The following is a 22351-nucleotide window of genomic DNA, read 5'->3' as shown; positions in this document are numbered from 1 at the left end:
CCGGGTCGGACCGTTCCCAGCTACGGTAGACGCCCATGAACGCCTACGACCGGGCCGTACAACGCGCCCTCGCCGCCACCGGCCACACCCACCTCACAACCGGTCAGCTCGCTGCGCTCCTCGACCGCACCGAGGAAGCCACCCCGCACGCACAACACCTTCAACGTCTCCACCCCGGACACGCCACCACCCGCAACCGCCTGCACGCCGCTGGCATGACTTGCGCACAGATCGGCCTCCACGAGGAGGGCGACCCGGAGTTCCTCGACGCGCTGCTGGATGAACTCGCCCACACATAAGCCCGGCAACAACCCATCACCGGGTTCAGCCAAGGTGAGGTCAGAAGTCGCCGTGAGTGGATCTCCCGCGCTGTCTTTCCTGCTCGCGCTGGCAGCGCCGCAGCAATTGCGAATATCCGGCTTTGAGTCTCACCTTGGCCGCGCCCCGCCTAGGGTGCCCGCCATGGACTGTTTATTCTGTGGCGAGAACCGGAAGATGACGAAGGAACACACTCTCGCCCGGTGGATGAGCAAGGAGTTCCCGGAACTGGCCCAGGCACCGGTCTACTCGGGGAGTGAGTCCGAGTACGACAGCCCCTCGGGCAACGGGCCCAAGGAGCGGATCGCGGGCGGCCGGGAGCGGACCGGCCCCTTCACCAATCAGGCACGCGTGGTCTGCGGAGACTGCAACAACGGGTGGATGTCCGGGCTTGAGAAGGCCGTGCGCGAGCCCCTGGTTCGGATGATCAAGGGCCTTCCCGTTGTCCTGACCCCCGAGCGTCAGAAGACGGTGGCGCTGTGGTCGGCGATGAAGTTGATGGTCATCTACTTCGACACGCACTACGGCGGCAAGCGGCCTCCGCTGGAAGTCATCGGGCTCGAAGATGCTCGGTCTCTGTACCGGGATAGGGCGTTGGGACCCCGGATGGTCATGGCCCTGTCCCGCTACCAGTCGGCTCACGGTCTCAGCGAGCCGTTCTACCGCACCGTCTTCGAGCGGATGGACCACGGCAGGAACATGCACAGCCGGATAGACCCCGGCGGTACAGGGCACAGCTACCAGGCGGTGCTCAAGATTGGCGCGTTCGTCGCGAAGATGATCCGGGTCGGGGAGGGCGTTCCCATGTACCAGGTCCCGCCGGATCTCCCCGAGTCGGTGACGGTGCACCCGAGGTGGGGGAAGGCCACGTGGCCGCCGCTGCGCGACGTCCTGGCCGGGCAGGAGTGGGAGGCGTACGCCTGCCTTCCGGATGAGACCGGGGCACGGCCAAGCTGAGCGGCGGCTTCTGACCTCACCGTGGCTGGACCCCTTCACAGCCCGGTACTCCCGAAGCTGCCAGGTGCCAATGGCATCTGGCAGAAGCTTCGGGAGTACCGGGCCGTGAAGATCGGGCCAGGTGACACGTCCTCTGGCCCGATCTTCACGAGCGCAGGGCTCACTTGCCGGCCCTACTTCTCGATGACGAAGTAGATGGCACGGTGCTCATCCACCTTCTCCAGCAGGCCACTGTCCGCCAGTCGTCGGTACACCTCTCGGATGTACTTCTCGGAGGGGTGGTAACCGGCGTCTCGCAGGGTCTGCATTCCGCGGCTCGGGTCCCAGGTTCCGCCGAGCGCGCGAACGGACTTCTCCAGGGACTCTCGCTGGGTGTTCTCAGCCTTCTGCACCTTGGCCATGTGGTTGCGGATGCTTTCAGGGGCGCCCTTGTAGTCGCAGTGGTCGCACTTCTTCCAGGCGCCCGCTTCGACGGCTGCGTCGGTGACGGGGTTGTCGGGGCCGTAGCCCTGGCTCTTGAGGAGTTCGGCGACGGAGCTGTTGTGGTGGACGGCGAGGTAGGCGGCTTCGGCGATCTTGTCATGACCGGCGGCGAAGGTGCGTCCGTAGCCGATGGCGGTCTGGCAGCCGCAGTGGCAGCGGTTGGTGGTCGCGGTGTCTGTCATGCCGTCAGGTTAGCTACCCCGGAATCTCCTAGCAAGGCTTGGAAACCCTTGGATTGCTAGGGTAATGGAAGGTGGGTGGCGCTCCGGCCCCACGCTGGGTGCTACATGTTTTTGCCGGTTCGAAGCAACAACTCGCAATGGGCGAGAGAACAGGCGGGAGGCACAGGGCATCCGGCCTCACCGAACTCCTTGCCCGGGAAGTCCGCGCCCGCGGCCTCCAGGCCGACGTCCAACACCTCCACGTCCATCTGCCGCGAGTCCTCAAGACGACGGCCGACACCGGCACCGGAGCGGGCGCATGACCGCCACCGGCCTGTACGAGATCGAGACCAGCGAGGGCGACGACGGCACGATGCACCCCGTCGAACAGCTCTGGACGCCGGGTGACGACGCCGCGGAGAACGGCTTCATCGTCCATCGCGACCTGCACGTCACCGGGATCGACGACGCCACCGAGGAGCACCTCTACCCGGTCGCGTTCATCGTCCTCGGACACCGCCGGTGGGCCGACGTCATCGAGTCCGCCGCCGCGTACATGGCCCGGGTCCACGGCTGGCGGAACCTGCACCTCTACCCCGGCGACGACCCCTCGGTGCTCATCCCCCGCATCCCGCGCGCCGTCCACACCCACGGCCTCTTCTTACGGCACCCGCACCCCGACCACGGATGCGCCTGCCAGTGGGATGACACCTGGCGGATGCTGTGGGCGCCCGCCGACGAACCCGGTGCTATCCCGATCACCGCCCTGCGGCACCCCGCTGCCCTGGTGACCGCCGCCGACACCCCCAACCCCGACGAAGGCGCGCCCGCGACCTGGGCGAACACCACGAAGGCCCGCACCTCAAGCGTTTGAGGTGCGGGCCTCTTTTGCGTTTCTGGGCTTAGCCGGTCGGTACTTTCACGCGTGAAAGTAGCTATCGGCGTTGCGGAAAGCCCAGCGCCGTGGCGACCTTCGCGTAGTCCTGCGCCGGCCGGGAGTTCGGCGAGAGGATCGGCACTGCGCACTCGTTGCGGTAGATCTTGGTGGCGACGCCGGACCAGTGCACTGGCGGCAGCAGTATGTCGCCGTACTCCTCCTTGAGCTCGTTGAACGTCTCCCAGTGCTCCTCGGTCCCGAACGAGGCCGTGGGAGCGGCACAAGCCATCACGTACTTCATCTGCGGCCGGATTCCCCGCCGCTGGTACATGCGGCGCTCGCTGATCTCCTTGAGCTTCTTCTCCAGTCGGACCAGTGCGTCGGCCTCCTTGTAGGTGCACAGCACCGGCGGGATCACCGCGCCCTCGGTCTCTTCGTCCAGGAGCACAAGGGCCGTGACCGTCAGGCGGCCGTACGTCGCGGGCGGGTCGATGAGTACGACATCGACATCGAATTCCTCCGCCAGGTCGTCCAAGCCGTCCTTGAGCCAGAAGACGTTCCCGTCCTCGGCGTTGAGGATGCGCTCCGCGTCGTCGATCTCCGGGTGATCGAGGTCGCCGGGAGCGATCCAGACGTTTGGGATCTCGGTGAACGAGTCGTCCCCGTCGCCGTCCGGGTCGGTGCGGTACCGGGCTTGGACGATGATGTCCTTGAGCTGCGCCTTGTCCGCCATCACGTCAGTGAGGCTCTTCTGGCCCGGCTTGAACACGCGACGGCCCAGCACCCGGGTGGCGTTGCACTGCGGGTCCAAGTCGATGACGAGGACACGGTAGCCGCGCAAGCCGAGCTGCACGGCGAGGGCTGTGGTGCTGGACGTCTTGGCCGTGCCGCCGGCCTTGAGAGCGAAGATGAACACCTTGTAGGCGCGCTTGACGTTCTGCGCCCTGGTCTTCGCGAGTGTGCTGGTCATCTGATCTCCGTGGAGGCTGAGCCATCCTGTCGGGGGCGAGCGGTCACTGTTTCCCGCGTGAAAGTAGCTCCACCTGCTGCTGCTCCCACTCGCTGAGCTGGTACGAGGCGCGGCTGGTGGCGAGGAACTGAACGTGTGCGACGTCGCGAGCGTCCCAGGCCCGACCTGGCTGCGCGGCCCGCACTTCGTCGGCGGCCAGGCCGATGGCGAAGGCGGCACGGTGCATCAGACCGGAGTCCTCGGATGCGGCGACGGCCGCGAAGTAGTCGGTGGGACGCTTCTTGCTGGACGGCCCCTTTTTGAGCTCCATCAGCCACCCGTGGGCCTTGGCCGCAGCCTGCTTCCACTCGTGCGGGTTGAGCACCACGGTGACGAGCCGGGCGTTCGACTCCGCTCCCTTGGCGAACCGCTCCTCAGCGAGCAGCAGTCGGCACGCCAAGTTCCGCTGCTCCGCCGCAGCCTTGCGGAGCAGCTCGGGGTCGACAGCCGGGGCGGGCGCGGCGGCGGGCGCGGCTCCAACGGCCGTCTCGATGACCGCAACGGCCGTCGGCGCGGCGGTCTCACCCCGCACCGTCGCGCCAGAAGGAGCCTGGTCTTCCCGGGCCTGGGCGCTGCTCTCCTCCCGCGGCTCCGGCACAGCCACCGGGGCGGCGGGCGACTTTCCCGCGTGAAACTGCTGGTGTCCCTCCAATGTCACCCGGTTCTTGGCAGTCTCCACGGACAGCTTCTCGTCTCGCATCAGCTGCCAGGCGCGCAGCTGGAGGGCGTGTGCCTCCGGGGACTCCTTCTTCCCGTCGGTGTCCTTGAGGAGCGAGAGCGAGTAGCTGGCGCGCATCGACAGGTCACCGATGTGGATTGCTTGCTGAACCTCTCGGGGGAGCTTGAGGAGCGCGAGGTACTTCGACACCGTCCCTGCGGTGTATCCGGCCCGCTCGACGACCTCGTCGAAGCTGAGTGCCCGGTCTTCGTCCTCGTGGACGCGCTGGCGCAGCAAGTCGATCGCCATGGCCTGCTCGATCGGCGAAAGACCGGAGCGGCTGTTGTTCTCGGAGACCAGCTCTTCCTCGACGCGACGATCTCGGGCGAGATCATCGCGAAGAATCGCAGGCATGATGCGCCCGGTCGCGAGCGCAGCGGCGTGCCGCCGATGACCAGGTCCGAGGATGAAGGTCCTATCGGGGTACTTCACAGCGGACGCCCACTGCGGATAGCACTCCATGAAGACCTTGGTGTGCATCACGATGCCCGGCGTATGGATACCCCGCTCGCCTACGTCCGCGATCATCGCGTCCATATCGCGCAGGTCGAGCCGCATGTTCATCGGGTTGGGCGAAATGGTCTCCGGGGCCAGCTCCAAGAGCTCGCCGTCCTCGGGAGGCAAAGCGTGGATGTCGCCGCCGGTGAGACCAGCCTTCTCGCGGTCGGCTCGCAGAGTGCCGCTACCGCCGCCCTCACCCTTCTTCTTACGCTTCGGCCGAGGCAGCGGCATCGTCATTGTGTCCTCCGGGGTGGTGCAACCTGTCGGATCGCACCCTAGCGGCTGCCCTGGTTTCACGCGTGAAAGCGGTCGCGAGCGCTTCAATCGAAGCGCTCTTGTTCGAGATGAAGTCGAACGCTCGCGTGCTAATCGGCAGGCCGGACCGGTCGGATCAGGGGCCGGTGAGGATGTTGTGGGTCCCGATCCGGTGCCACACGATGTGGGGGAGACCTTGGACTATCGGCGTCCCGTACGACCAGGTCGCGCGTCCTGCGGGTCCAGACCCCACGGACCACGTGAGCTCGTAGATGCCGGAAGCACTTTGGACGCCCTTGATACGGAGGCCGGCGCGGAAGCATCCGCCGGTGCGCAGGTCTTGGACGAAGGCGGCCACCGCTCGGCGGAAGGCTCGGCGCTGCTTGGGCGTGAGGCGATTCAGGTCGGCGGTGAAGCGGGGCAGGGCCTCGTACGTGGGCATGGCTAGCCTCCAGAAACCACAAAGCCCCCGACGGCTGGCCGGGGGGCGGGACGGATAGGAGCGCTCTATAGGCAGTTGGTGACTAGGGACGGGCAGGTGCGGAACTAACAGGGGCCGGCGCGATCGCTGGTCGAGTCCGGGGCGTAGGTGATACCGAGCCGGACTCAGCTCGGCGTCCTACCGCGTAACGTCCCGGGTTGCCGGGCCAGGCGGTCAGGTCTCGTAAAGGACGGGGGCGACGACGTTCTCGAGCGCCGTGAAGCGGTCTTGAGGTCTGCAACGAGGCCTGACTGATCCGACCTCATCGGGGAGGCGTCGGAAGGGCCGGCAGCATGTTGGCAACGCCTGCGCGGCGGAACTCGGAGTTCCACGGTGTACGACTCGCGCCCGAGCCCGCCGCTCCTGCGGTGTGAGCCCTCAAGGGAGAAGTGCCCGGACCCCGTTGCGCCCGGGCGGCCGACCAGGAGCGTTCGTTGAGATATCCCTCACCGGAGTCTTGATCCTCCGACCTGGACTCGATTCGGTGAGGCGAACAGGGACGGCTGTCAGCGAGGTACTCCCGTGAAGCTGAGGTAGCCGTGTTCTCGGCAGACCCTCATGTCACACTCCGGCAGCCCAGTTGCTCTTGTTGGTACCAACGAGAGGAAGGGCTCACCATGCGAGCTTCGACCAAGATCGCTGCCATAGGCGCCTCGGCAGTGCTCACCCTCAGCGCGGCCACCCTGTCCAGCCCGGCGCAGGCGGCAGTGAGCGGGTTCAGCATTCGGAACGCTGCGACCGGCAAATGCCTCACCGCTCCGGACTACAACCACTACCTGGACCTGGTCACCTGCAACAAGAACCACGCGAATCAGCGTTGGGCCAACGTCGCCCTTCAGTTCCAGAATCGCTTCCCGGACCTGGGAGGCTGGTGCATAGCCGGACAAGCTCACGAGCAGCGGGTGTACCTCCGCACGTGCGACAGCGCGGAGACCAAGTGGTCCGTGGCGTCTCTCAAGGACAACGCGCAGACCCCGATCGGCAACGCCACTTGCGGGTACCTCAAGTTCAGCAATAGCGCTGTTGCGTGCGGGGCGCGGAGCAGCACGATGACCTGGATCATCGACTACTGACTCCAACCGCTGGAGTTCAGGGCGCCGATGGGACGGCACGCTCGGGGTGCAGTCGGTTGCTGGGGATCCAGGCACTCCTTCGTCGAAGCAGGCGCAGAAGTTCCCGGTCTCAAGTACCCGAACCCCCTGTCGTTCGTCTCGGCGAACACAGTCGCACCTTGCCGGATGGCCGGGTGCGACTGTGCTCCTTGAGACAGGACAAGAGGGACCTGCACGTACGACGCTCGACGGCCCCGGAGGGGGAGCCGAGAGGACGAGATCTTTACGTCGTAAATCGCCAGCCCTCTGTGAAGCGGCCCGAACGGGCACGAGGCCCGACTTGAAGTCACTATTCGCTGACGATCTGCGAGTGCGTATCCATGACCGCCCGATGCTGATCACCCGTCGTGAGAGTGTGATCGGATGATGCAGTTGACGCGGACGCACCGAGCACTGATCGGGCTGGTGGTGGCCGGAGCGGTGTTGATCGCCGCGATCGGTTTCGCGGGTTCGTACGCGGCGGTGCGCGCGCTGGCCCTGCAGAAGGGGTTCGGCGACTTCTCCCTGGTCTTCCCGATCGGCATCGACGCGGGCATCTGCGTCCTGCTCGCGCTGGACCTGCTGCTGACGTGGCTGCGCATCCCGTTCCCGCTGCTGCGGCAGACGGCCTGGCTGCTGACCGCCGCGACCATCGCGTTCAACGGCGCCGCCGCCTGGCCCGACCCGCTCGGCGTCGGCATGCACGCGGTCATCCCGGTGCTCTTCGTGGTCTCCGTCGAGGCCGCCCGTCACGCGGTGGGCCGGATCGCGGACATCACCGCCGACAAGCACATGGAAGGCGTCCGCCTCACCCGCTGGCTCCTGTCCCCCGTCCCCACCTTCCGCCTCTGGCGCCGCATGAAGCTGTGGGAGCTGCGCTCCTACGAGCAGGTCATCAAGCTCGAACAGGACCGCCTGATCTACCAGGCCCGCCTCCAGGCCCGCTACGGCCGCAACTGGCGCCGCAAGGCCCCCGTCGAGTCCCTGATGCCCCTGCGGCTGGCCAAGTACGGCGTCCCGCTCGCGGACACCGGCCCCGCCGGCCTGGCCGCCGCGGGCATCGAACCGGCCCTCCTGCCCCCGGCCCCGGCGGCGGTGGAGGCGCCCCCGCAGGCGCAGCAGCAGGGCGACGTTGAGGTGCGCCCGCAGAGCCCTGTCGACGAGCAGCTCGTGGAAGAGCGGGAGTTCTCCGCCGCGCAGGTGAGCCCGTGGTTCGCGGCGCAGGCGCCGGACGGGGTATACGAGGGCTCGTACAACCCGAGCTACGTCGAGGACCTGGAGCCCTCCTTCGCTCCGGCCGGCCCGGGCCCGGACCGGCCACGGGCGTACGCGGCTGCGGACGGTGGCACGGTCCCGGGCTCCCGCGCCGAGCAGCAGCCGCTGCCGCTCTCCGACGCTCCAGAGGCCTGGGCGCAGGAGTGGGCGCAGGAGGGCATGGGGTACAGCGAGATGGAGCCGCCGTACGACGGTTCAGGGGAGGGGGAGGCCGAGGAGCTCGGTGGGGCGCAGCGGCATCCTGTGCACGCGGCGGGTCGGGCGGGCGGTGCCCGTACCGTCGTCCAACTGCGTCTTCGGGAGACGGACGATGAGGGCGCGCCCGTATCCGGAAGTCCAGCCGCGGACAGCCAGCGGACCGGGCAGGACGGGCAGGACGGGCAGACTGAGTCGCACGGGCAGGACGGACGGGACGGGCAGACTGAGTCGCACGGGCAGGACGGACGGGACGGGCAGACTGAGTCGCACGGGCAGGAGGGGCGGGACGGGCAGGACACCGCGAAGGAAGAGCTGTCGGGGGAGGAGGCCGGCGCCGGCCTGACGGGTCCCGCGCGGGTGGAATTCCACTACCGTCGGTTGTCCCCCGAAGAGCAGGCGCGTCCGGCGAAGTCTCTTGCCCCGCTGCTGGCGGAGCGCTGCGGGTACCGGGAGGGGACCGTGCGGAAGTACCTCGGGGTCATCAAGAGCCGCTCTGCAGTTTGACGTTCCACTGCGGTGGAACGGGTGCGAGCTACCCGGGGCGCTGCTTGAGGGCGGGGTGGAATCCCTGGATTCCACCCCGCCCTCTGGTCTGCCCAGACCCGGGTGAGCGGGCCGCCCCGGGGCTGCGCAGGCGGCGCCGGCCGTCGTCGGATGCGTGGCCGTCACGCGCGTCTCGGGCGGTGGCCTTGAGCGGGGTGGAACGGTGCGACCTGCGGTTTTCCAGGATTGGGTCACTGTTTGGGGTATACCCCGCTGGCGTGCGTGTGCTGCTTAGCGGAGACGCGGGGGGCGGTGAGGGGTGCTGGCTGGCAGCATCCGGTGGGCCGTTCCACGTGGGGGAGTGGCCGGGGTGGAACCGGCGAAGGACAGCGCCGGATCCAGGGCGCCCCGAGTGGATTTTCCAGGCCGGTGCGGTCACCGCGGGACCGGTGGGCGCGGGTGGCCGAGCTTGGGGGCAGGCCGCGTGGAACTGTGGAACGCGGGACAGGAGGGGGCGGTGCCAGGGGGGGCAACCCGCGCCGGAGTTGCGCAGGGTGACGGCGCTTCGCCTGCGTCGAGGTCGGCCCTCGTGCCGGGGGAGGGCTCGCGGGCTCGCGAGCCAGGACCGCCGGGCGAGGGCTGGTGTGCTCTTCCGGGCAGGGCCCGGCCGCGGGGGCGAGCTCGGCCGGGCCGGTGCGGATCCGGGAGCGGCGAGGGTCAGCGGCGGACCGCGTCCAGGCGCCGGATGGTCTCCTCTGTCTCGCGCTCCATGGTCAGGCCGGTATCGAGGAGGTACTGCTCAAGCTGCCGGATCGCGGTCTCCAGATCGTCGTGCGCGCCGAGCCGGGCGAGTGCCTCGAAGCGGTGGCGCCACAGGATCTCCCGTTCACGGCCGCTGTCCAGGCCGCGTCCTGCCGCCCACAGGGCGCCCTGCGCATCGCCGGCTTCCAGGCAGAGAGCGGCGAGGTCGTCGGCGGCGTCGACGACTGCCGAGATCATGTCCTGGGTGAGGGACTGGGCCCAGGCGTAGCGGCGCGGGGGGATGCCGGTGAAGGGCCGTCCCCGTACGAGATCGAGCGCTTGCCGCAGCAGAGCGCGCGCCCCGTCGCCCTCGGCGCCGGCGGCCTGGTGCGTCAGGTCCTGGAAGAGGTGCCAGTCGCAGGCGACGTCGACCAGGCGGTGCTTGCGGTCGGGCTGGTCGTTGAGCTTGGGGTAGTGGTCGTCACCGAGCCAGCGCCGCACCTCTCGGAGGCGGCCGTTGCGGGTGTTGTTCTCCACCCGTCCGCCGCCGGGGGCGATGACCTCGTCGAGCTCGTGCCGGGTCGCGCCGTCAGCCCGCAGAGCGAGCCAGGAGACCAGCTCCGTTGCGAGGGTGCGCCGGTTGGAGTCGATGCGCCCCACGGCGCCGGTGACCTCGACCGGACCGAGTACGCGGACAACAGGCCCGCCGGCCGCGTCCTGGCCGGCCGACGGCCCCGCACCGTCCTCTCCGCCGGAGTGGGCCGGCGACGGGAGCGCCCCGGCGGACGGGGGAGTGCTGGGTTCGGGAAGGCGGGCGCTGACCCGGGCTACCGGAGTCGTGGCGGGCAGTCAGGTACGCGACGAGCTCGCCCAGGTCCTGCGGCAGATCCCCGTCCCCGGTGGCATCGGCTTCCGAGATCCAGCCGCGCACGAGGTCGCCGCCTGCCGAGTCGGCGCACACCAGCGCCCATTCCGCGTCCAGTCCCGCGAACACCCTCTTCTCACCCACGACACGACCCCTTTCAAGTACGTGTCGTGGACTCTCCTCAGCCCCACTGCCCCGCCGAATACCCCGATTACCCAAATGCGCAGGTCAGGGACTTGCCCAAAGAGTGACCCACCCCCAAGCACAGTGACCCGCCCCGAAGGGACCCACCGATACGTCGTACGGCCGGCGTCACCGCGTCTCGTGCGCGGCGCGTGGACCTCACGGAACATCGACGGCAGCCCTGGGGCCGGAGAACGGACAGGCCTGGGCCCGCTCCGAGGCCGGAGCGGCGCCGTTCCACGCCCCGGTCGCACGACGTCGCACAAGGCGCCCGGAACGCCGCGACTGCGCGCGGGGTATGCCCGCGACAGTGACTCGCGCTGGAAAATCCCAGCTCACCCCGTTCCAACTTGTGGAACGGGGGTTGGCGAGGGAGCGCGCTGCCAGCCGTTCCACTCGGTGCGTGCCCGGCCCTTTGGATCGCGGCTGGCTCCCGTGCCGGGCGAACGGGCGCTCGGCGCGGGAGCCAGCTGCGACCTGGCGGTTCAACGGCGGGCGCGGGCCTGGGGGAGCGGGTGCGACTGGCCCAGGTCCGGTAAGTGCGAGGCGGCCTTCCCTTGGACTTGGCCCGTCGTGCGTTCCGATCCGCGGCAGCGACGCGCCCCGGCTGACGGGGTTGCCCAATGGGTTGCTTTTGAGATTGCTTTCGGGGTTGCCTTTGACGTTGCTTTTCAGGTTGCCCAATGGCAGCCCACCCCGGGCGCATCGGATGACCAGTTCCCCAGGTCAGGGGGTGCAGGGTCACTCCACGCCGACGCCGACACCTCTTCCCCGACGGGGAAGAGGTGTCTTCTCTCTTACCTTCGGCGCCGGCCGGATGCGGTGCCGGTCGATCCGGTCCAGCTGAACAGCGAAGCGGTGCCCAGGGGTCGTGCCTGGCCCGGATGCGAGACTGGCTGGTACTCCGATCCGCTGAAGCGGGTGGCAAGGGGGACCGGCTAATCGGGTCTACCGCCGGTAGGTGCGGCGAGCGTTGACGGTGGCCTCAACCGTTCGCCCGTACCAGAACTGCGTGCCGTCATCAGTGCGTGCGTCTGGACCCGGCCACCTGCCCCGGCTGGCATCCGCGTAGATCGTGTCCGCAGCCAGGCCGGTAGCCGCGGCAGCCTCTGCCACCGTGTACAAGCGATCCGGGTCCAGCTTCACGCCGGGGCGTACGTGATGGGCACGGACGAAGGCATCTACCGCCTCAGGGCCGTACTCGCCGGACCGGCCGCGCTTCCCGATCTGGGCAGGCCATTGCGGGTGGCGGCCCCAGCGACCGTTCTCAGCAACGTATCGTGCGGTCAGACCGTAATGCGCGGCGATCTCCTTGAACGTCACCCCGTCCCGTCCAGGCGGCGGGACGGGCGGTCCGGCGGATACCATTAGGTTGTTCTCCTTTGCGGGAATGTGCGGCCGACAGGGCATGCTCCCCACCCTCGGGTGGTGGGTCCACGGACCCGGCCCTGTCGGCCCTTTTTGTGTGCCCGGGTCAGGTAGTGGCCGCGTCACGGGCGGCGGTCAGCGCCGCCTCAAGGGTTGGCGCGGTGTCGTCGTGGCCGGAAAACCCGACGTCCTCGCCCGGGTCCAGGGTCCAGCCCCACCCGGACTCCGGGTGCCCGTCGACTGTCGCCACGTGAGCGCCCAGGCGCACAGTTAGCGACACGTTCCCCGCCGGGTACACCGTCACCTCGGGATGCGCGGTCTCGCCTAGGACCTGCTGAACAGCGGTTCGGGCTTCCTGCTCTGTCATGAGTTCCTCTGTGGTGACGGTGAGGACGACCGTGCGGCCGTCCGGATCAGTCAGAACGTGCCGGCCCACCGGGTGCCCTACAGGGCCGGCATGCATGGTGAAGCCCAGGCGCAGCCTCCCGGTGGGTGCCCGGTCCCCGGACGGGTACAGCTCGAACACGGCACCACCGTCGAGGACGGCCGCGTAGTGCTCCGGGCCCTGCCCGTGCTGTTCCTTCCCGAAGTCCAGGCCCATGCCGCTGTAGAAGGCGCGGCAGTCGTCGAGGTGGTCGGTGTAGATGACGGTCAGGTTGGTATGCATGGGTCTCCTGGTGGCGGTAGCTGTGACGGGAAGGGGCCCGCCCCGGCTTGATGCCGGGGCGGGCGGTTGGTCTAGGCGCCGGGGCGCTGGTAGACCGTTTCGCCGGTCCGTCTGCTGGTGATGATCAGTTCCCCGTCCGGCTTCGCATAGATCACGTTGCCTTTGGTGACTGCCACCAGCGTGCCGTCAGCCTCTTCGGTGGTGTAGTCCGCGCGGGGCGGGTACATCCGGCCGTCGAAGGCGAGTTCCGGCTTGGGGTCCTTGGGAACTCCGCTGTATTCGTCTTCGACGCTGGTGAGCGTTTCGGCGAGTTGGCGGAGAGCTTCCTGCGGCCCTGTTGCCGGGGGCAGCGCCGTCAGGCGCTGATAGACGATCTGGAGGCGTTCTCCGAGGGAGAGTTCCTGTCCGTCTGTCACGGCTACCTCTTTTGAGTTGGGAATGTGCTGGCCGGTCGGGGTGCTCCCCCCTTCCGGTGATACTCACTTTACACGCTGTGATACATCTTTTGCAAGGTGGTTTTGGGGTGTGATCCCTCAGCTCCAGGACGGTGGGTGAGTGAGCGTTTCGGAGTGGCCACCGATCGGATGGCGCAGGAAGACCGACTACTTCCACAAGTACCGCCGCCACGGCGTGAACATTCAGGCCGTGACCGCCCCCTCGGTCAACAGTCGTCTTGTCGCTGAGGGCGATGCATGTTGATCGGGTGTTTCGAAAGGCGACGGGTACTGCAGGAGGCGGCCAGCAGCCGCAGGGAAGGCGAGCCCGTCTCCCCATGGACGCTCTGCGCTCCCACCTTGAGGACGGCCCAGGCCGCCTGATGATGCTCCCTCCGGGGGCCGAGGTCGTGTCGTCGGCGCGCGGCCGGCCGCGATCTGACCTACCGTCGGACCGGGTGCTTCCTGACAGGACGTGGCGCTCAGGGGGGCCTCGCGGAACTTCGCACGTACGCGGGGCCACCCACCCGCGCGGTGCCACCGCCCCGCCGCCCTAGCTCGGGGCGCAGCGAGGGCAAGGGCCCGGCCTGGCGGTGCGTACCGACAAACGTTGAGAAGGCGCCGTTCTCGCGTCAGGTCTGGTTGATGTCGTTCGTGTGTTGGGTCGCCGCGGCGGTGGTGAGGAGCCGTTCCCAGGTGCGGGGGGTATGGCCGTGGAGTTCTGCGAGCTCGGTGGCGATGCGGCCCTTGGGGGTGTCGGCGGCCGCGTCGACGAGGGCCTGGGCGGCGATGGCGAGGCGCGGGTCGTCTTCGTACGCGTGCGCTTTGCGGGGACCCTGGGGTTCGCCGGCGCGTCGGCCCCCGCCCTTGCCGCGGCCGGGGGCGTTGTCGCGGCGGTCGTGGACTTCGCGGCGGGTCCACAGGCGGGCGCCGTAGCGGGTGGTGCCGGGGGAGAGGTAGCCGTGAGCGGCGTAGGAGCGGACGGTGGCAGTGCTGATGCCGAGGAGAGCGGCGGTCTCCTTGTCGGTCAGCAGGTCGTCGGGGTGCTCGTCCGCGGGCAGTTCTGGGATGGGCCTGCCTGCGAGGTAGGCCTCGGCCTGGGCGAGGTCATAGAGGAGGTATCGGCTGTCGGGCAGGAGGCTGGGGACGCGTTCGCGGAAGACGAGGGCGTCACGCCTGCGCCAGGTGGGCAAGGGGACGCCGACGCGGGCGGCGATGTCGGCTTCGTTGATGACGGGCCGGCTGCGGGGGATCACGTCGCCTCCTCGAGGGCTTATGGACCGGCGCGGAGCCGAGTATCGTGGATGTGAGCTTGTTCCGCTTTGACGGACACCTTTGGTGTGGTGGTCAGGCTGCGAGTTCGGTCTCGTACTCGGCGGGGCTGAGGTAGCCGAGGCTGCTGTGCAGTCGGTGCAATTTGTACCAGCCCTCGATGAAGTCGAAGATCGCGGTGCGGGCGGTGGCCCGGCTGGGCCAGGCGGAGGTGCCGAGCAGTTCACGTTTGATGGTCGAGAAAAACGACTCCGCGAGCGCGTTGTCCCAGCACTGACCGGTGCGGCCGACCGACAGCTGGACCCCGGACTGGGCTGCCAGGGAGGCGAATTGCTGACTGGTGTATTGGGCGGATTCAACCAGTCGTTGCAACGCTGGGCTGCGCTGATTGTAGATGTTCATCGAGGGCCTCCGCGGGGGTCTTCCAGCCGAGGGTTTTGCGGGGGCGGGAGTTGAGGACCGCGGCGATGGCGGCCAGCTCGTCGGTGCTCCATGGGGACAAGTCGGTGCCCTTGGGAAAATACTGACGTAGCAGCCCGTTGGTGTTCTCGTTCGTGGCGCGCTGCCAGGGTGCGTGCGGGTCCGCGAAGTAGACCGGTAGTCCGGTCTCGACCGTGAGCTGGGCGTGAGCGGAGAGGGGCCTTGACCCCTGATCTTGGACACACGAGACACTGGATCCTGAGGATCTGAGAACGGACATCTCGTGGTCATGAAGAACTACCCGCTGGAGTTCAAGGCGGACGCGGTCGCGCTGTACGAGTCGCGGCCGGAAGCGACGATCAGGTCGGTCGCGGCCGATCTGGGGATCAACCCGGAGACCCTGCGGAACTGGGTGAGGGCAGCCGGGGTGAGCCGTCCCCGAGGACGACGGACGCAAGAACCGGCCCAGCCGCCGGTACCGCTGGAGGCGGAGAACGCCGCCTTGCGAAAGAAGGTCCGCGAGTTGGAGGAGGAACGGGAGATCCTGCGGAAGGCGGCGAAGTATTTCGCCGGGGAGACGCGCTGGTGAACCGCTTCCAGTGTGTCGCCGACCTCCAGCGCCGTCACGGCGTGAAGCGGCTCTGCAGGATCCTCGGCGTCAGCCGCTCGAGCTTCTACTACTGGCAACGGACAGCCGCTGACCGGGCCGCCCGGCAGGTGGCCGACGCCCGCCTGGCAGCCCGGATACGGGCGGTGCACCAGGAATCGGACGGCACCTACGGAGCCCCGAGGATCACCGCCGAGCTCCGCGAGGAGAACGGTGTCGCGGTCAGCCACAAGCGCGTCGCCAGGATCATGCGGGCGTCCGGGATCCAAGGGATCCGGTTGCGGCGCCGGCACCGCACCACCGTCTCTGACCCGGCCGCGGCCAAGGCCCCGGACCTGATCGGCCGCGACTTCACCGCAGCAGAGCCGAACACGAAGTACGTGGGCGACATCACTTACCTGCCCATCGAAGGTGGGAAGTTCTGCTACCTCGCTACCGTCATCGACCTCTCCTCGCGCCGCCTGGCCGGATGGGCGATCGCCGACCACATGCGTGCGGACCTGGTGACCGACGCCCTGGCCGCGGCGATCCGCACCCGCGGCAGCCTCGCCGGATCGATCATGCATACCGACCACGGAGCCCAGTACACGAGCAGGTCCTTCGCCGAAGCCTGCAGGTCAGCAGGGGTTCGGCGAAGCATGAGCGCGGTCGGGTCCAGCGCGGACAACGCCCTCGCCGAGTCCTTCAACGCCACCTTCAAACGCGAGACCCTGCAAGGACGAAAGAGCTGGCCAACCGAGCGCGAGGCCCGACTCGACGCCTTCAGATGGCTCCACCGCTACAACACCCGCCGCCGGCACTCCCACCTCGGACAACGATCACCGATCGCCTTCGAGAACGCTCTCCAACTCACACCAACTACGTTGGCACAAGCCGCACAACCTGTGTCCAGGATTCAGGGTCAAGGCCCGGGGAGCCGGAGCTATCGGCATACGGCCTGCCGCCGTGGTCCACCAGGTGCAGCACGGCGGCCAAGGGGGGTCAGGTGAAGTGCCCGGGGGCGCCCCCGCGACGAACGTGCTCGCCGTGGCGGCGCCCCCGCATATCGCGTGCGTCAGACCCTACTTACTGCGCCCGCGCTGATCTGGCCCATCGGCGGGACGGCGCGGGACTTCGTTTCGAGTTTCGGGTGCGGAGCCTTGCCCTGGTCGAGGGCGCGTGCTGATGGTTGTACTGCGCGAGCGCGCGGCGGCCACCGATGGCCGCAGGGGTGAGGGCGTCAGCCGGGCGGCTTGGTCGGCCGACAGCAGGGGGAGGGCCATCTCCTCAGTACGCGCGAGGCGGGCAGGCCATGGTGCACCGAGCGTGCGGGTGGCCTCGCGCAGATGTAGCTGGACCTCCACGAAGTCCGCCGCCTCACGGGCGGACAGGGGCCGGGCTCGCTCCCGCTCCAGCTGGGTGCGTGTCTGGGGCTCTGCCGACCACTGGCCGCCGCCGTCCAAGGCGTTGGCGTACCGGGGCTTGCTCTCTCCGCGCCGGTACAGGCTGACCAGGTCGGCCAGCCGGCTGGCGTCGACCCGGTCGGCCAGTTCGAGGATTCCGGCGTAGGACTCGTCCGCGTTGGACTGCACAGTGAGGCGCCCCTGCCCGCGGTCAGCGAGTTGCTGGATGTAGCGGGCGTCGATGCCCTGGTTGCTCTGCGCCTGCGAAACCCCCATGAACAGGGCCTCAACTCGGGCTCCGGCGGTGCGGTAGGCGAGCATCTTCTCTTCGACAGCCGCAGCGTTCTGCGAGGTCTCTTGGACGATGGCGTGGAGCTTGTGGTCGCGGACGTACGCCTCGGCCAGTGCCATCCAGGCCCGGCCGTCGGCCCGCGTGTAGGCGGCCATCAGTGTGTCGTCCTGTGCCATGAGGTCGTCATAGGAAGGGTGGTAGGGCTTGTAGAGATCGCTGTCAATGTCCACGAAGCCACCGTGGCGGTTGAGGGCGGCGGCCACGAGCTCGGTGAGCCTGCTCTTACCGGCGCCGGGCTGGCCGATGAGGAAGACCACCGTGGGCGTCTGCTGCGGCACCCGGCCTTCCAACTGGTCGGGCACGATGCGCTCGTTGAAGATGCGCTCGTTTTCCGGCTGGGGCAGCCGGTGCCGCTCAACTTCGACGGGGTCGATCACCGCGATTCCCGAACGGTGCGTGCCAGCATTGAGTACTGCCGACGAGCATTCGCGATCTGGTCCGTGTCGTCCGGCCGCAATGCCTCGCGCTCGCGGGTCAGCCGGGTCTGCTCGGCCCGCGCTGCGGCCACGACGGTAGCGTCCGGGGCGGACTTGGCCTCTTCCGCCGAGATCAGCGCGCTGTAGGCGCCAACCGCTCCGTTGATAGCCTCGATTGCCGCCTCGTACGCCGCGACAGCCCGGCTGTCCCACTCGTACGGCTCTAGCTGATCGGTGATGGACAGTCCCTCGGACATAGGTTCCCTCCCGTGGTCAGTGGTGGTCATTATCGGCACAGCGGCTTCCTGTCGCCGCCGGCCTGGGCCTCATCACGGCCGTCATCCGCACGGCTGCTACCCCTCTTCGTCCCGGCCGTCGGCGTCCTCCTGGGAATGTAAAACGATCTTCGAAAGCTTTGCCAGGCATTGAGGCGTGTCATGCCGCGTTCGACGGGAGCTCGGGATGAGGCCAGGGCGCGGTTGACCGTTTGTTCTGTGGGAGTCAGTTGGCCGTTGGGTGAGCGTCTGCGTCCGGTGGTGGCCCAGGTGAAGCTTTGAGCTGTACCGAGTTTCGTAGAGTCCGGTGATCTTGCTTCAGGCGGACTGCGGGGCTTGCTCCTGGCTCCGTCAGAAGGCTTCCTCGTACTCGGCCGGCGGCACGTAGTCGAGCGCGGAGTGAAGACGCTCCTCGTTGACCAGGTGATCCACTGGAAGATCGCCCGCTCGACCTGGTCGACGTCCTTTCAGGGGCCTCAGCTCGGCCTTGAAGGTGCCGTTCAGGGCCTCGGCTATCGCGTTGTCGTAGCTGTCCGCGGCGGACCCGACCGACGCGGAGGCGCCGATGTCGGCGAGCCGGTCGGTATACTGAATTGATACGTATTGACCGGGTTCAACCAGTCGTAGCAACACTCCTGATCAGAGAGGTGTGTTGTGGGACGTCCAGCAGGTTGGATGACGGAGTTGACGGGTCGGTCGCCGATGAAGTCGCCGGGACGGCCGTCGACTCGGCGCGAGATCGAGCGGTTGTTCTGGGGCGAGATCGCCAAGGGCCTGACCAGTGAGGATGCGGCGGTCGCTGTCGGAGCTGCGCCGGCGGTGGGGACGCGGTGGTTCCGGCACGCTGGCGGGATGCCGCAGATCAACTTGACCGTCTCGGGCCGCTATCTCTCGTTCGTCGAACGGGAGGAGATCGCTCTGCTGCGCGTACAGGGTGCCGGGGTGCGGGAGATCGCCGGACGTCTGGGCCGGTCACCATCGACGATCTCCCGGGAACTGCGGCGCAACGCGGCCACCCGTGGCGGCAGACTCGAATACCGGGCCTCGGTCGCGCAGTGGAAGGCCGACCTGGTGGCAGGGCGCCCCAAGGAGGCGAAGCTGGCCGCGAACGAGCGACTGCGGGAGTACGTCCAGGACCACTTGCTGGGCGTGATCCGAGCCGCCGACGGTACGACGCTTCCCGGTCCGCAGGTTCCCGAGTGGAAGGGACGCAACAAGCCGCATCGCAATGATCGCCGGTGGGCTAATGCCTGGAGCCCGGAGCAGATCTCAGCCCGACTGAAGATCGATTTCCCTGAGGACGAGTCCATGCGGATCAGCCACGAAGCTATTTACCAGGCCCTTTACGTCGAGAGCCGCGGCGGCCTCAAGCGTGAGCTCGTGGCCTGCCTGCGCACCGGCCGCGCGCTGCGTGTTCCACGGGCGAGGAGCCGCAACAAGCCGGGCGGGCACGTCACCCCGGAGGTGGTGATCAGCCGGCGGCCTGCGGAAGCTACCGACCGTGCCGTCCCGGGCCACTGGGAAGGAGACCTGATCATCGGGCTGAACCGGTCGGCAGTCGGCACGCTCGTGGAGCGCACGACTCGTTACACGATGCTGGTTCACCTGCCACGGGCCGAGGGCTACGGCACGATCCCGCGCACCAAGAACGGGCCTGCGCTGGCCGGCTACGGCGCCGTGGCCATGAAGGACGCCCTGGCCACCACGATGGCCACCTTGCCCGGCCAGCTTCGCCGATCACTGACCTGGGATCGCGGGAAGGAGCTCTCCGCTCACGCCCAGCTCACGGTCGAGACCGGACTACCGGTCTACTTCGCGGACCCGCACGCACCCTGGCAGCGCGCCACGAACGAGAACACCAACGGGCTGCTACGTCAGTATTTTCCCAAGGGCACCGACTTGTCCCCATGGAGCACCGACGAGCTGGCCGCCATCGCCGCGGTCCTCAACTCCCGCCCCCGCAAAACCCTCGGCTGGAAGACCCCCGCGGAGGCCCTCGATGAACATCTACAATCAGCGCAGCCCAGCGTTGCAACGACTGGTTGAATCCGCCTTGCGATCCTCGGTCGCTGTGATGAATGAGGCCGGAGTCCTTCTTGATCCCCCGTCTCCACAAGGCCATCTCCAGGGTGTCCAGAGGGAGTTCGGTCCGCATGTGGTTCGCGATCTGCCACCCGACGATCATCCGCGAGTGAATGTCCAGGACGAACGTCACATACACCACGCCCACCCCGACCGGGTGGCGGACATCGTCATGTCCGCCACCCGCAGCTGATCAGGTCGCGAGGCGGTGAAGTCGCGGTCGACCAGGTCCGGCGGACGTGGCGCCGACGGCTCTGGAACCGTGGTCCGGTACCGTCGGCCACGGATGACGCCCTCCAGGCCCAGCTTGGCCATCAGCCGCTCGATGGTGCAGCGGGCCACCTCGACGCCCATGCGTCCCAGGGCCCGCGTGATCCGGCGGGAACCATAGGCGCCGCCCGGCCAGCATGAATCTCTTCGATCAGCGGCATGAGCTGTTCGTCCAGGAGCCGGCGGGCCGACTTCGGCCGCTCCTTGCGGGCGAAGTACGTCGACGTGGCCGATCACCTGCTCGGCCTCGTCCGGGGACGGTCGATCTCCTGGGCAAGAAACACCGAAGCGGCTTTCAGGATCTCGTTCGCCCGCCGCAACTCCGCTACTCTTTACGGAGTTGCTTCAACTCGTCGAGCTCGGCGGTGGTGAGCCGGTCGCTGCGGTTGACCTTGGCTTGGCGGACCCAGCCGCGCAGGGCTTCCTTGTGAATGCCGAGATCCTTCGCGACGTGGGCTATGGGGCGGCCGGTGGTGCGGACCTCGCGGATCGCGCGCTCGCGGAGCTCGTCAGGGTATTTACGGGGTGCTGCCATGGTGCTGGTGGTTCTCCTTCGCCAGGACGGTAACCCTGGCATCAGGGACTCCACAAATCTCGGTACAGCTCGGGGCAGCGTGTGCCGGTAGTCGTGGACCGTGCTGATCCGGGCCGGGTCGCCATCCGATGGGACCAGATGCCACGCCGGGATGTGCTCGGGGCGGCACGCCGGGCGAACCAGCAGGCGGCTTCCGCGCAACGTTGGAAGCGACGAAACTCATACTGAGACGATCGGTCTGCGCGGGCTGTGGATGACGTGCTTGAGTGCGCGCAAGCGTTCGGGACTGCTGCACGGTCGGGTGACGCTGCCACCGAGAGCAGCACGTCCGCCGCGCCGGTCGGCGGTGCCGGTCGCACGGGCTCGGCCCGCAAGCAGGGGGCGGTCTCGCCGGCACGGCGACAGCCCGGTGAGAACCAGGAGCGCAAGGGCCCGAAGCAGGGCCTTCGCGAGGGGGGAGCGCGATGACATCAGCGACACCAGAGGGGCGTGCGGGGGAGGCGTTTGCCGAGTCGGCGGCCGAGGCGGTGCAGACCGCGGTCATGTCGTACCGCTTGATTATGGCCATTGCGGACGCCGCGCGGCGGCATCAGCAGCGTCGGCTGAAGGGGGTGGAGGAGGACCTCCCGTCTGCCGAGGAGTCGCGGGAGGGGGCCATCGAGGCCATCAAGCGTCTGCTTCCCTCCGACATCTCCGAGGCGCTGATGACGGAGGCGGACTGGCCGGAGCTCGCGCAGCAGCTGATGGCGCTGCGCCGGGCCGGAGTCGACCTGGACCAGATCCTGCCGCGCGTCGGGGAGATCGTGGTGGGCGTGCGCGACCAGGTCGCGGCGAAGGCCTCGGAGGCGACCACCGATGAGTGGGTGCGGACGGTACGCGAGACGCTGCCGGCGGGGCCGCTGCGCGAGGCGATCCTGACCTCTCCGGCCTGGCCGGAGATGGCGGCGACGATGGCCCGGTTGGAGGAGCGGGGTGTCGACGTGCGCGAGGTCCTGGCGGCCGCGCACAACGAGGTGCTGGCCGTGGAAGAGGCAGTGGCGATGGGGCTCGGTGCGGTAGCTGAACCGGCGATGAGCCGGGACGCGCAGCTGTCGTACGGGCCGCTGACGACGGGGCTGGATCTTCCGCGCGACTACGACCTCTCCGACCGTGAGCGGGCACTGCACCGCCAGTTCGCCGTCGCGTCGCAGGAGAACGAGAGGTACATCCGGTGGGTGCGCGAGGCGATGCCCGGGCACGAGCGGGAGGCGGACCTTCTGGTGGCGTCCCGTCAGTGGCCGTTGGTGGCCGGCCGGATGGCGCAGATGGAGAGCGACGGGAAGCCGGTGCGCGACCATCTGGCCCGCCTGGGCAAGGACGCGTCCTGGCAGGAAGGTGCTCCCGCGCAGCTCGGGAGGCGGCTGGTCATGGCGGCCGGTGAGGCACTGACCCGTCCGGTCGGGGACGCACCAGGGGAGTCACGGGTGAAGGTGAACACGGAGGCGGCGAAGGCGACGTCGCCGAGCGTGGGCCCTACTAAGGGGGCCGCGCCGAAGGGTGCGGCGCCGACTGATCCGGCGGTGGCTCCGCACCGTGAGACCGGGCCCGTCGCGAAGGGCGGCAAGACTCGGTAGACCGGAGCTCGGACGCCGTGTGCCGCAGACCGTTCGGGTCTGCGGCACACGGCGTTGAGGGG

General features: G+C 68.4%; 22 protein-coding genes and 4 pseudogenes. 8 read left to right on the top strand and 18 right to left on the bottom strand.

Annotated features, from left to right (window positions below; all coding sequences use genetic code 11):
• The first annotated feature begins 35 nt into the window (after positions 1-35).
• On the top strand, positions 36-299 hold the full coding sequence (locus tag RLT58_RS00195) for a hypothetical protein (protein WP_311308285.1): 264 nt from the start codon (positions 36-38) through the stop codon (positions 297-299).
• Between the two features lie 163 nt (positions 300-462).
• Positions 463-1275, top strand: coding sequence for a hypothetical protein (locus RLT58_RS00190; protein ID WP_311308284.1), 813 nt, complete (start codon positions 463-465; stop codon positions 1273-1275).
• A 173-nt stretch (positions 1276-1448) separates the two neighbouring features.
• Here the strand turns inward: RLT58_RS00190 and RLT58_RS00185 are convergent, their stop codons facing one another.
• Positions 1449-1940: a hypothetical protein gene (locus tag RLT58_RS00185; protein WP_311308283.1), complete on the bottom strand. Its 492-nt coding sequence runs from the start codon at positions 1938-1940 to the stop codon at positions 1449-1451.
• Positions 1941-2238: 298 nt separating this feature from the next.
• On the opposite strand from RLT58_RS00185, the gene RLT58_RS00180 reads away from it, so the two are divergent.
• The gene (locus tag RLT58_RS00180) at positions 2239-2793 is read left to right on the top strand and encodes a hypothetical protein (protein ID WP_311308282.1); all 555 of its coding nucleotides are present in this window, start codon (positions 2239-2241) and stop codon (positions 2791-2793) included.
• Positions 2794-2854: 61 nt separating this feature from the next.
• Here RLT58_RS00180 and RLT58_RS00175 read toward each other — a convergent pair whose 3' ends face one another.
• The 3 genes from RLT58_RS00175 to RLT58_RS00165 all read right to left on the bottom strand — a co-directional run bounded on the left by RLT58_RS00175 (position 2855) and on the right by RLT58_RS00165 (position 5721).
• Complete coding sequence (locus tag RLT58_RS00175) at positions 2855-3766, bottom strand: ParA family protein (protein WP_311308281.1); 912 nt, start codon at positions 3764-3766, stop codon at positions 2855-2857.
• A gap of 43 nt (positions 3767-3809) precedes the next feature.
• Entirely contained in the window at positions 3810-5261 is a 1452-nt protein-coding gene (locus RLT58_RS00170) for a ParB/RepB/Spo0J family partition protein (RefSeq protein ID WP_311308280.1), read from the bottom strand.
• A 154-nt stretch (positions 5262-5415) separates the two neighbouring features.
• Positions 5416-5721 carry a hypothetical protein gene (locus RLT58_RS00165; protein WP_311308279.1) on the bottom strand — a complete coding sequence of 102 codons (306 nt, stop codon included), beginning with the start codon at positions 5719-5721 and terminating at the stop codon, positions 5416-5418.
• A gap of 656 nt (positions 5722-6377) precedes the next feature.
• On the opposite strand from RLT58_RS00165, the gene RLT58_RS00160 reads away from it, so the two are divergent.
• Together RLT58_RS00160 and RLT58_RS00155 are read left to right on the top strand one after the other, a co-directional pair.
• On the top strand, positions 6378-6833 hold the full coding sequence (locus RLT58_RS00160) for a ricin-type beta-trefoil lectin domain protein (RefSeq protein ID WP_311308278.1): 456 nt from the start codon (positions 6378-6380) through the stop codon (positions 6831-6833).
• Positions 6834-7235: 402 nt separating this feature from the next.
• Positions 7236-8828, top strand: a complete 1593-nt coding sequence (locus RLT58_RS00155; protein WP_399130625.1) for a DUF2637 domain-containing protein — start codon at positions 7236-7238, stop codon at positions 8826-8828.
• Between the two features lie 696 nt (positions 8829-9524).
• On the opposite strand, the gene RLT58_RS00150 is transcribed toward RLT58_RS00155, so the two are convergent.
• From RLT58_RS00150 to RLT58_RS00120, 7 genes and pseudogenes are all read right to left on the bottom strand, one after another.
• Positions 9525-10208: an AfsR/SARP family transcriptional regulator gene (locus RLT58_RS00150; protein ID WP_311308277.1), complete on the bottom strand. Its 684-nt coding sequence runs from the start codon at positions 10206-10208 to the stop codon at positions 9525-9527.
• 1336 nt (positions 10209-11544) lie between these two features.
• The gene (locus RLT58_RS00145; RefSeq protein WP_311308276.1) at positions 11545-11919 is read right to left on the bottom strand and encodes a hypothetical protein; all 375 of its coding nucleotides are present in this window, start codon (positions 11917-11919) and stop codon (positions 11545-11547) included.
• Positions 11920-12070: 151 nt separating this feature from the next.
• The gene (locus RLT58_RS00140) at positions 12071-12631 is read right to left on the bottom strand and encodes a VOC family protein (RefSeq protein WP_311308275.1); all 561 of its coding nucleotides are present in this window, start codon (positions 12629-12631) and stop codon (positions 12071-12073) included.
• Positions 12632-12702: 71 nt separating this feature from the next.
• Complete coding sequence (locus tag RLT58_RS00135; protein WP_311308274.1) at positions 12703-13047, bottom strand: hypothetical protein; 345 nt, start codon at positions 13045-13047, stop codon at positions 12703-12705.
• Positions 13048-13697: 650 nt separating this feature from the next.
• Positions 13698-14321: a MerR family transcriptional regulator gene (locus RLT58_RS00130; RefSeq protein ID WP_311308273.1), complete on the bottom strand. Its 624-nt coding sequence runs from the start codon at positions 14319-14321 to the stop codon at positions 13698-13700.
• 91 nt (positions 14322-14412) lie between these two features.
• The gene (locus RLT58_RS00125) at positions 14413-14739 is read right to left on the bottom strand and encodes an integrase core domain-containing protein (RefSeq protein WP_311308272.1); all 327 of its coding nucleotides are present in this window, start codon (positions 14737-14739) and stop codon (positions 14413-14415) included.
• Positions 14693-15004: pseudogene (locus RLT58_RS00120) on the bottom strand (IS30 family transposase); the annotation flags it as partial. The pseudogene RLT58_RS00120 and the gene RLT58_RS00125, both read right to left, overlap by 47 nt.
• Positions 15005-15040: 36 nt before the next feature.
• Between RLT58_RS00120 and RLT58_RS00115 the strand changes: the two are divergent.
• Positions 15041-16242: pseudogene (locus tag RLT58_RS00115) on the top strand (IS3 family transposase); the annotation flags it as partial.
• 183 nt (positions 16243-16425) lie between these two features.
• Here RLT58_RS00115 and RLT58_RS00110 read toward each other — a convergent pair.
• From RLT58_RS00110 to RLT58_RS00095, 4 genes and pseudogenes are all read right to left on the bottom strand, one after another.
• Positions 16426-17475 carry a zeta toxin family protein gene (locus RLT58_RS00110; protein WP_311308271.1) on the bottom strand — a complete coding sequence of 350 codons (1050 nt, stop codon included), beginning with the start codon at positions 17473-17475 and terminating at the stop codon, positions 16426-16428.
• Positions 17472-17771, bottom strand: a complete 300-nt coding sequence (locus RLT58_RS00105) for a hypothetical protein (RefSeq protein ID WP_311308270.1) — start codon at positions 17769-17771, stop codon at positions 17472-17474. Before RLT58_RS00105 ends, RLT58_RS00110 begins: the two co-directional genes overlap by 4 nt.
• A 29-nt stretch (positions 17772-17800) precedes the next feature.
• Positions 17801-18058: pseudogene (locus RLT58_RS36040) on the bottom strand (hypothetical protein); the annotation flags it as partial.
• Between the two features lie 208 nt (positions 18059-18266).
• A pseudogene (locus RLT58_RS00095) lies at positions 18267-18395 on the bottom strand (IS3 family transposase); the annotation flags it as partial.
• A gap of 69 nt (positions 18396-18464) precedes the next feature.
• Here RLT58_RS00095 and RLT58_RS00090 point away from each other — a divergent pair.
• Positions 18465-19835: an IS30 family transposase gene (locus tag RLT58_RS00090; protein WP_311308269.1), complete on the top strand. Its 1371-nt coding sequence runs from the start codon at positions 18465-18467 to the stop codon at positions 19833-19835.
• On the opposite strand, the gene RLT58_RS36035 is transcribed toward RLT58_RS00090, so the two are convergent.
• The 3 genes from RLT58_RS36035 to RLT58_RS00080 form a co-directional block, all read right to left on the bottom strand.
• Positions 19735-19974, bottom strand: a complete 240-nt coding sequence (locus RLT58_RS36035) for a hypothetical protein (RefSeq protein WP_399131800.1) — start codon at positions 19972-19974, stop codon at positions 19735-19737. The two genes, RLT58_RS00090 and RLT58_RS36035, sit on opposite strands and share 101 nt — an antisense overlap.
• A gap of 26 nt (positions 19975-20000) precedes the next feature.
• Positions 20001-20378, bottom strand: coding sequence for an IS3 family transposase (locus tag RLT58_RS00085; protein ID WP_311308268.1), 378 nt, complete (start codon positions 20376-20378; stop codon positions 20001-20003).
• A gap of 88 nt (positions 20379-20466) precedes the next feature.
• Entirely contained in the window at positions 20467-20676 is a 210-nt protein-coding gene (locus RLT58_RS00080; protein ID WP_311308267.1) for a transposase, read from the bottom strand.
• Positions 20677-21236: 560 nt separating this feature from the next.
• Between RLT58_RS00080 and RLT58_RS00075 the strand changes: the two genes are divergently transcribed.
• Positions 21237-22289 (top strand): hypothetical protein, encoded by a 1053-nt coding sequence (locus RLT58_RS00075; RefSeq protein ID WP_311308266.1) that lies wholly within the window; start codon positions 21237-21239, stop codon positions 22287-22289.
• Positions 22290-22351: the final 62 nt, after the last annotated feature.

Origin of the sequence: Streptomyces sp. ITFR-16, from assembly GCF_031844705.1 — a bacterium.
Lineage (GTDB): Bacteria > Actinomycetota > Actinomycetes > Streptomycetales > Streptomycetaceae > Streptomyces.
This window is presented reverse-complemented; position numbering and strand designations above follow the sequence as displayed.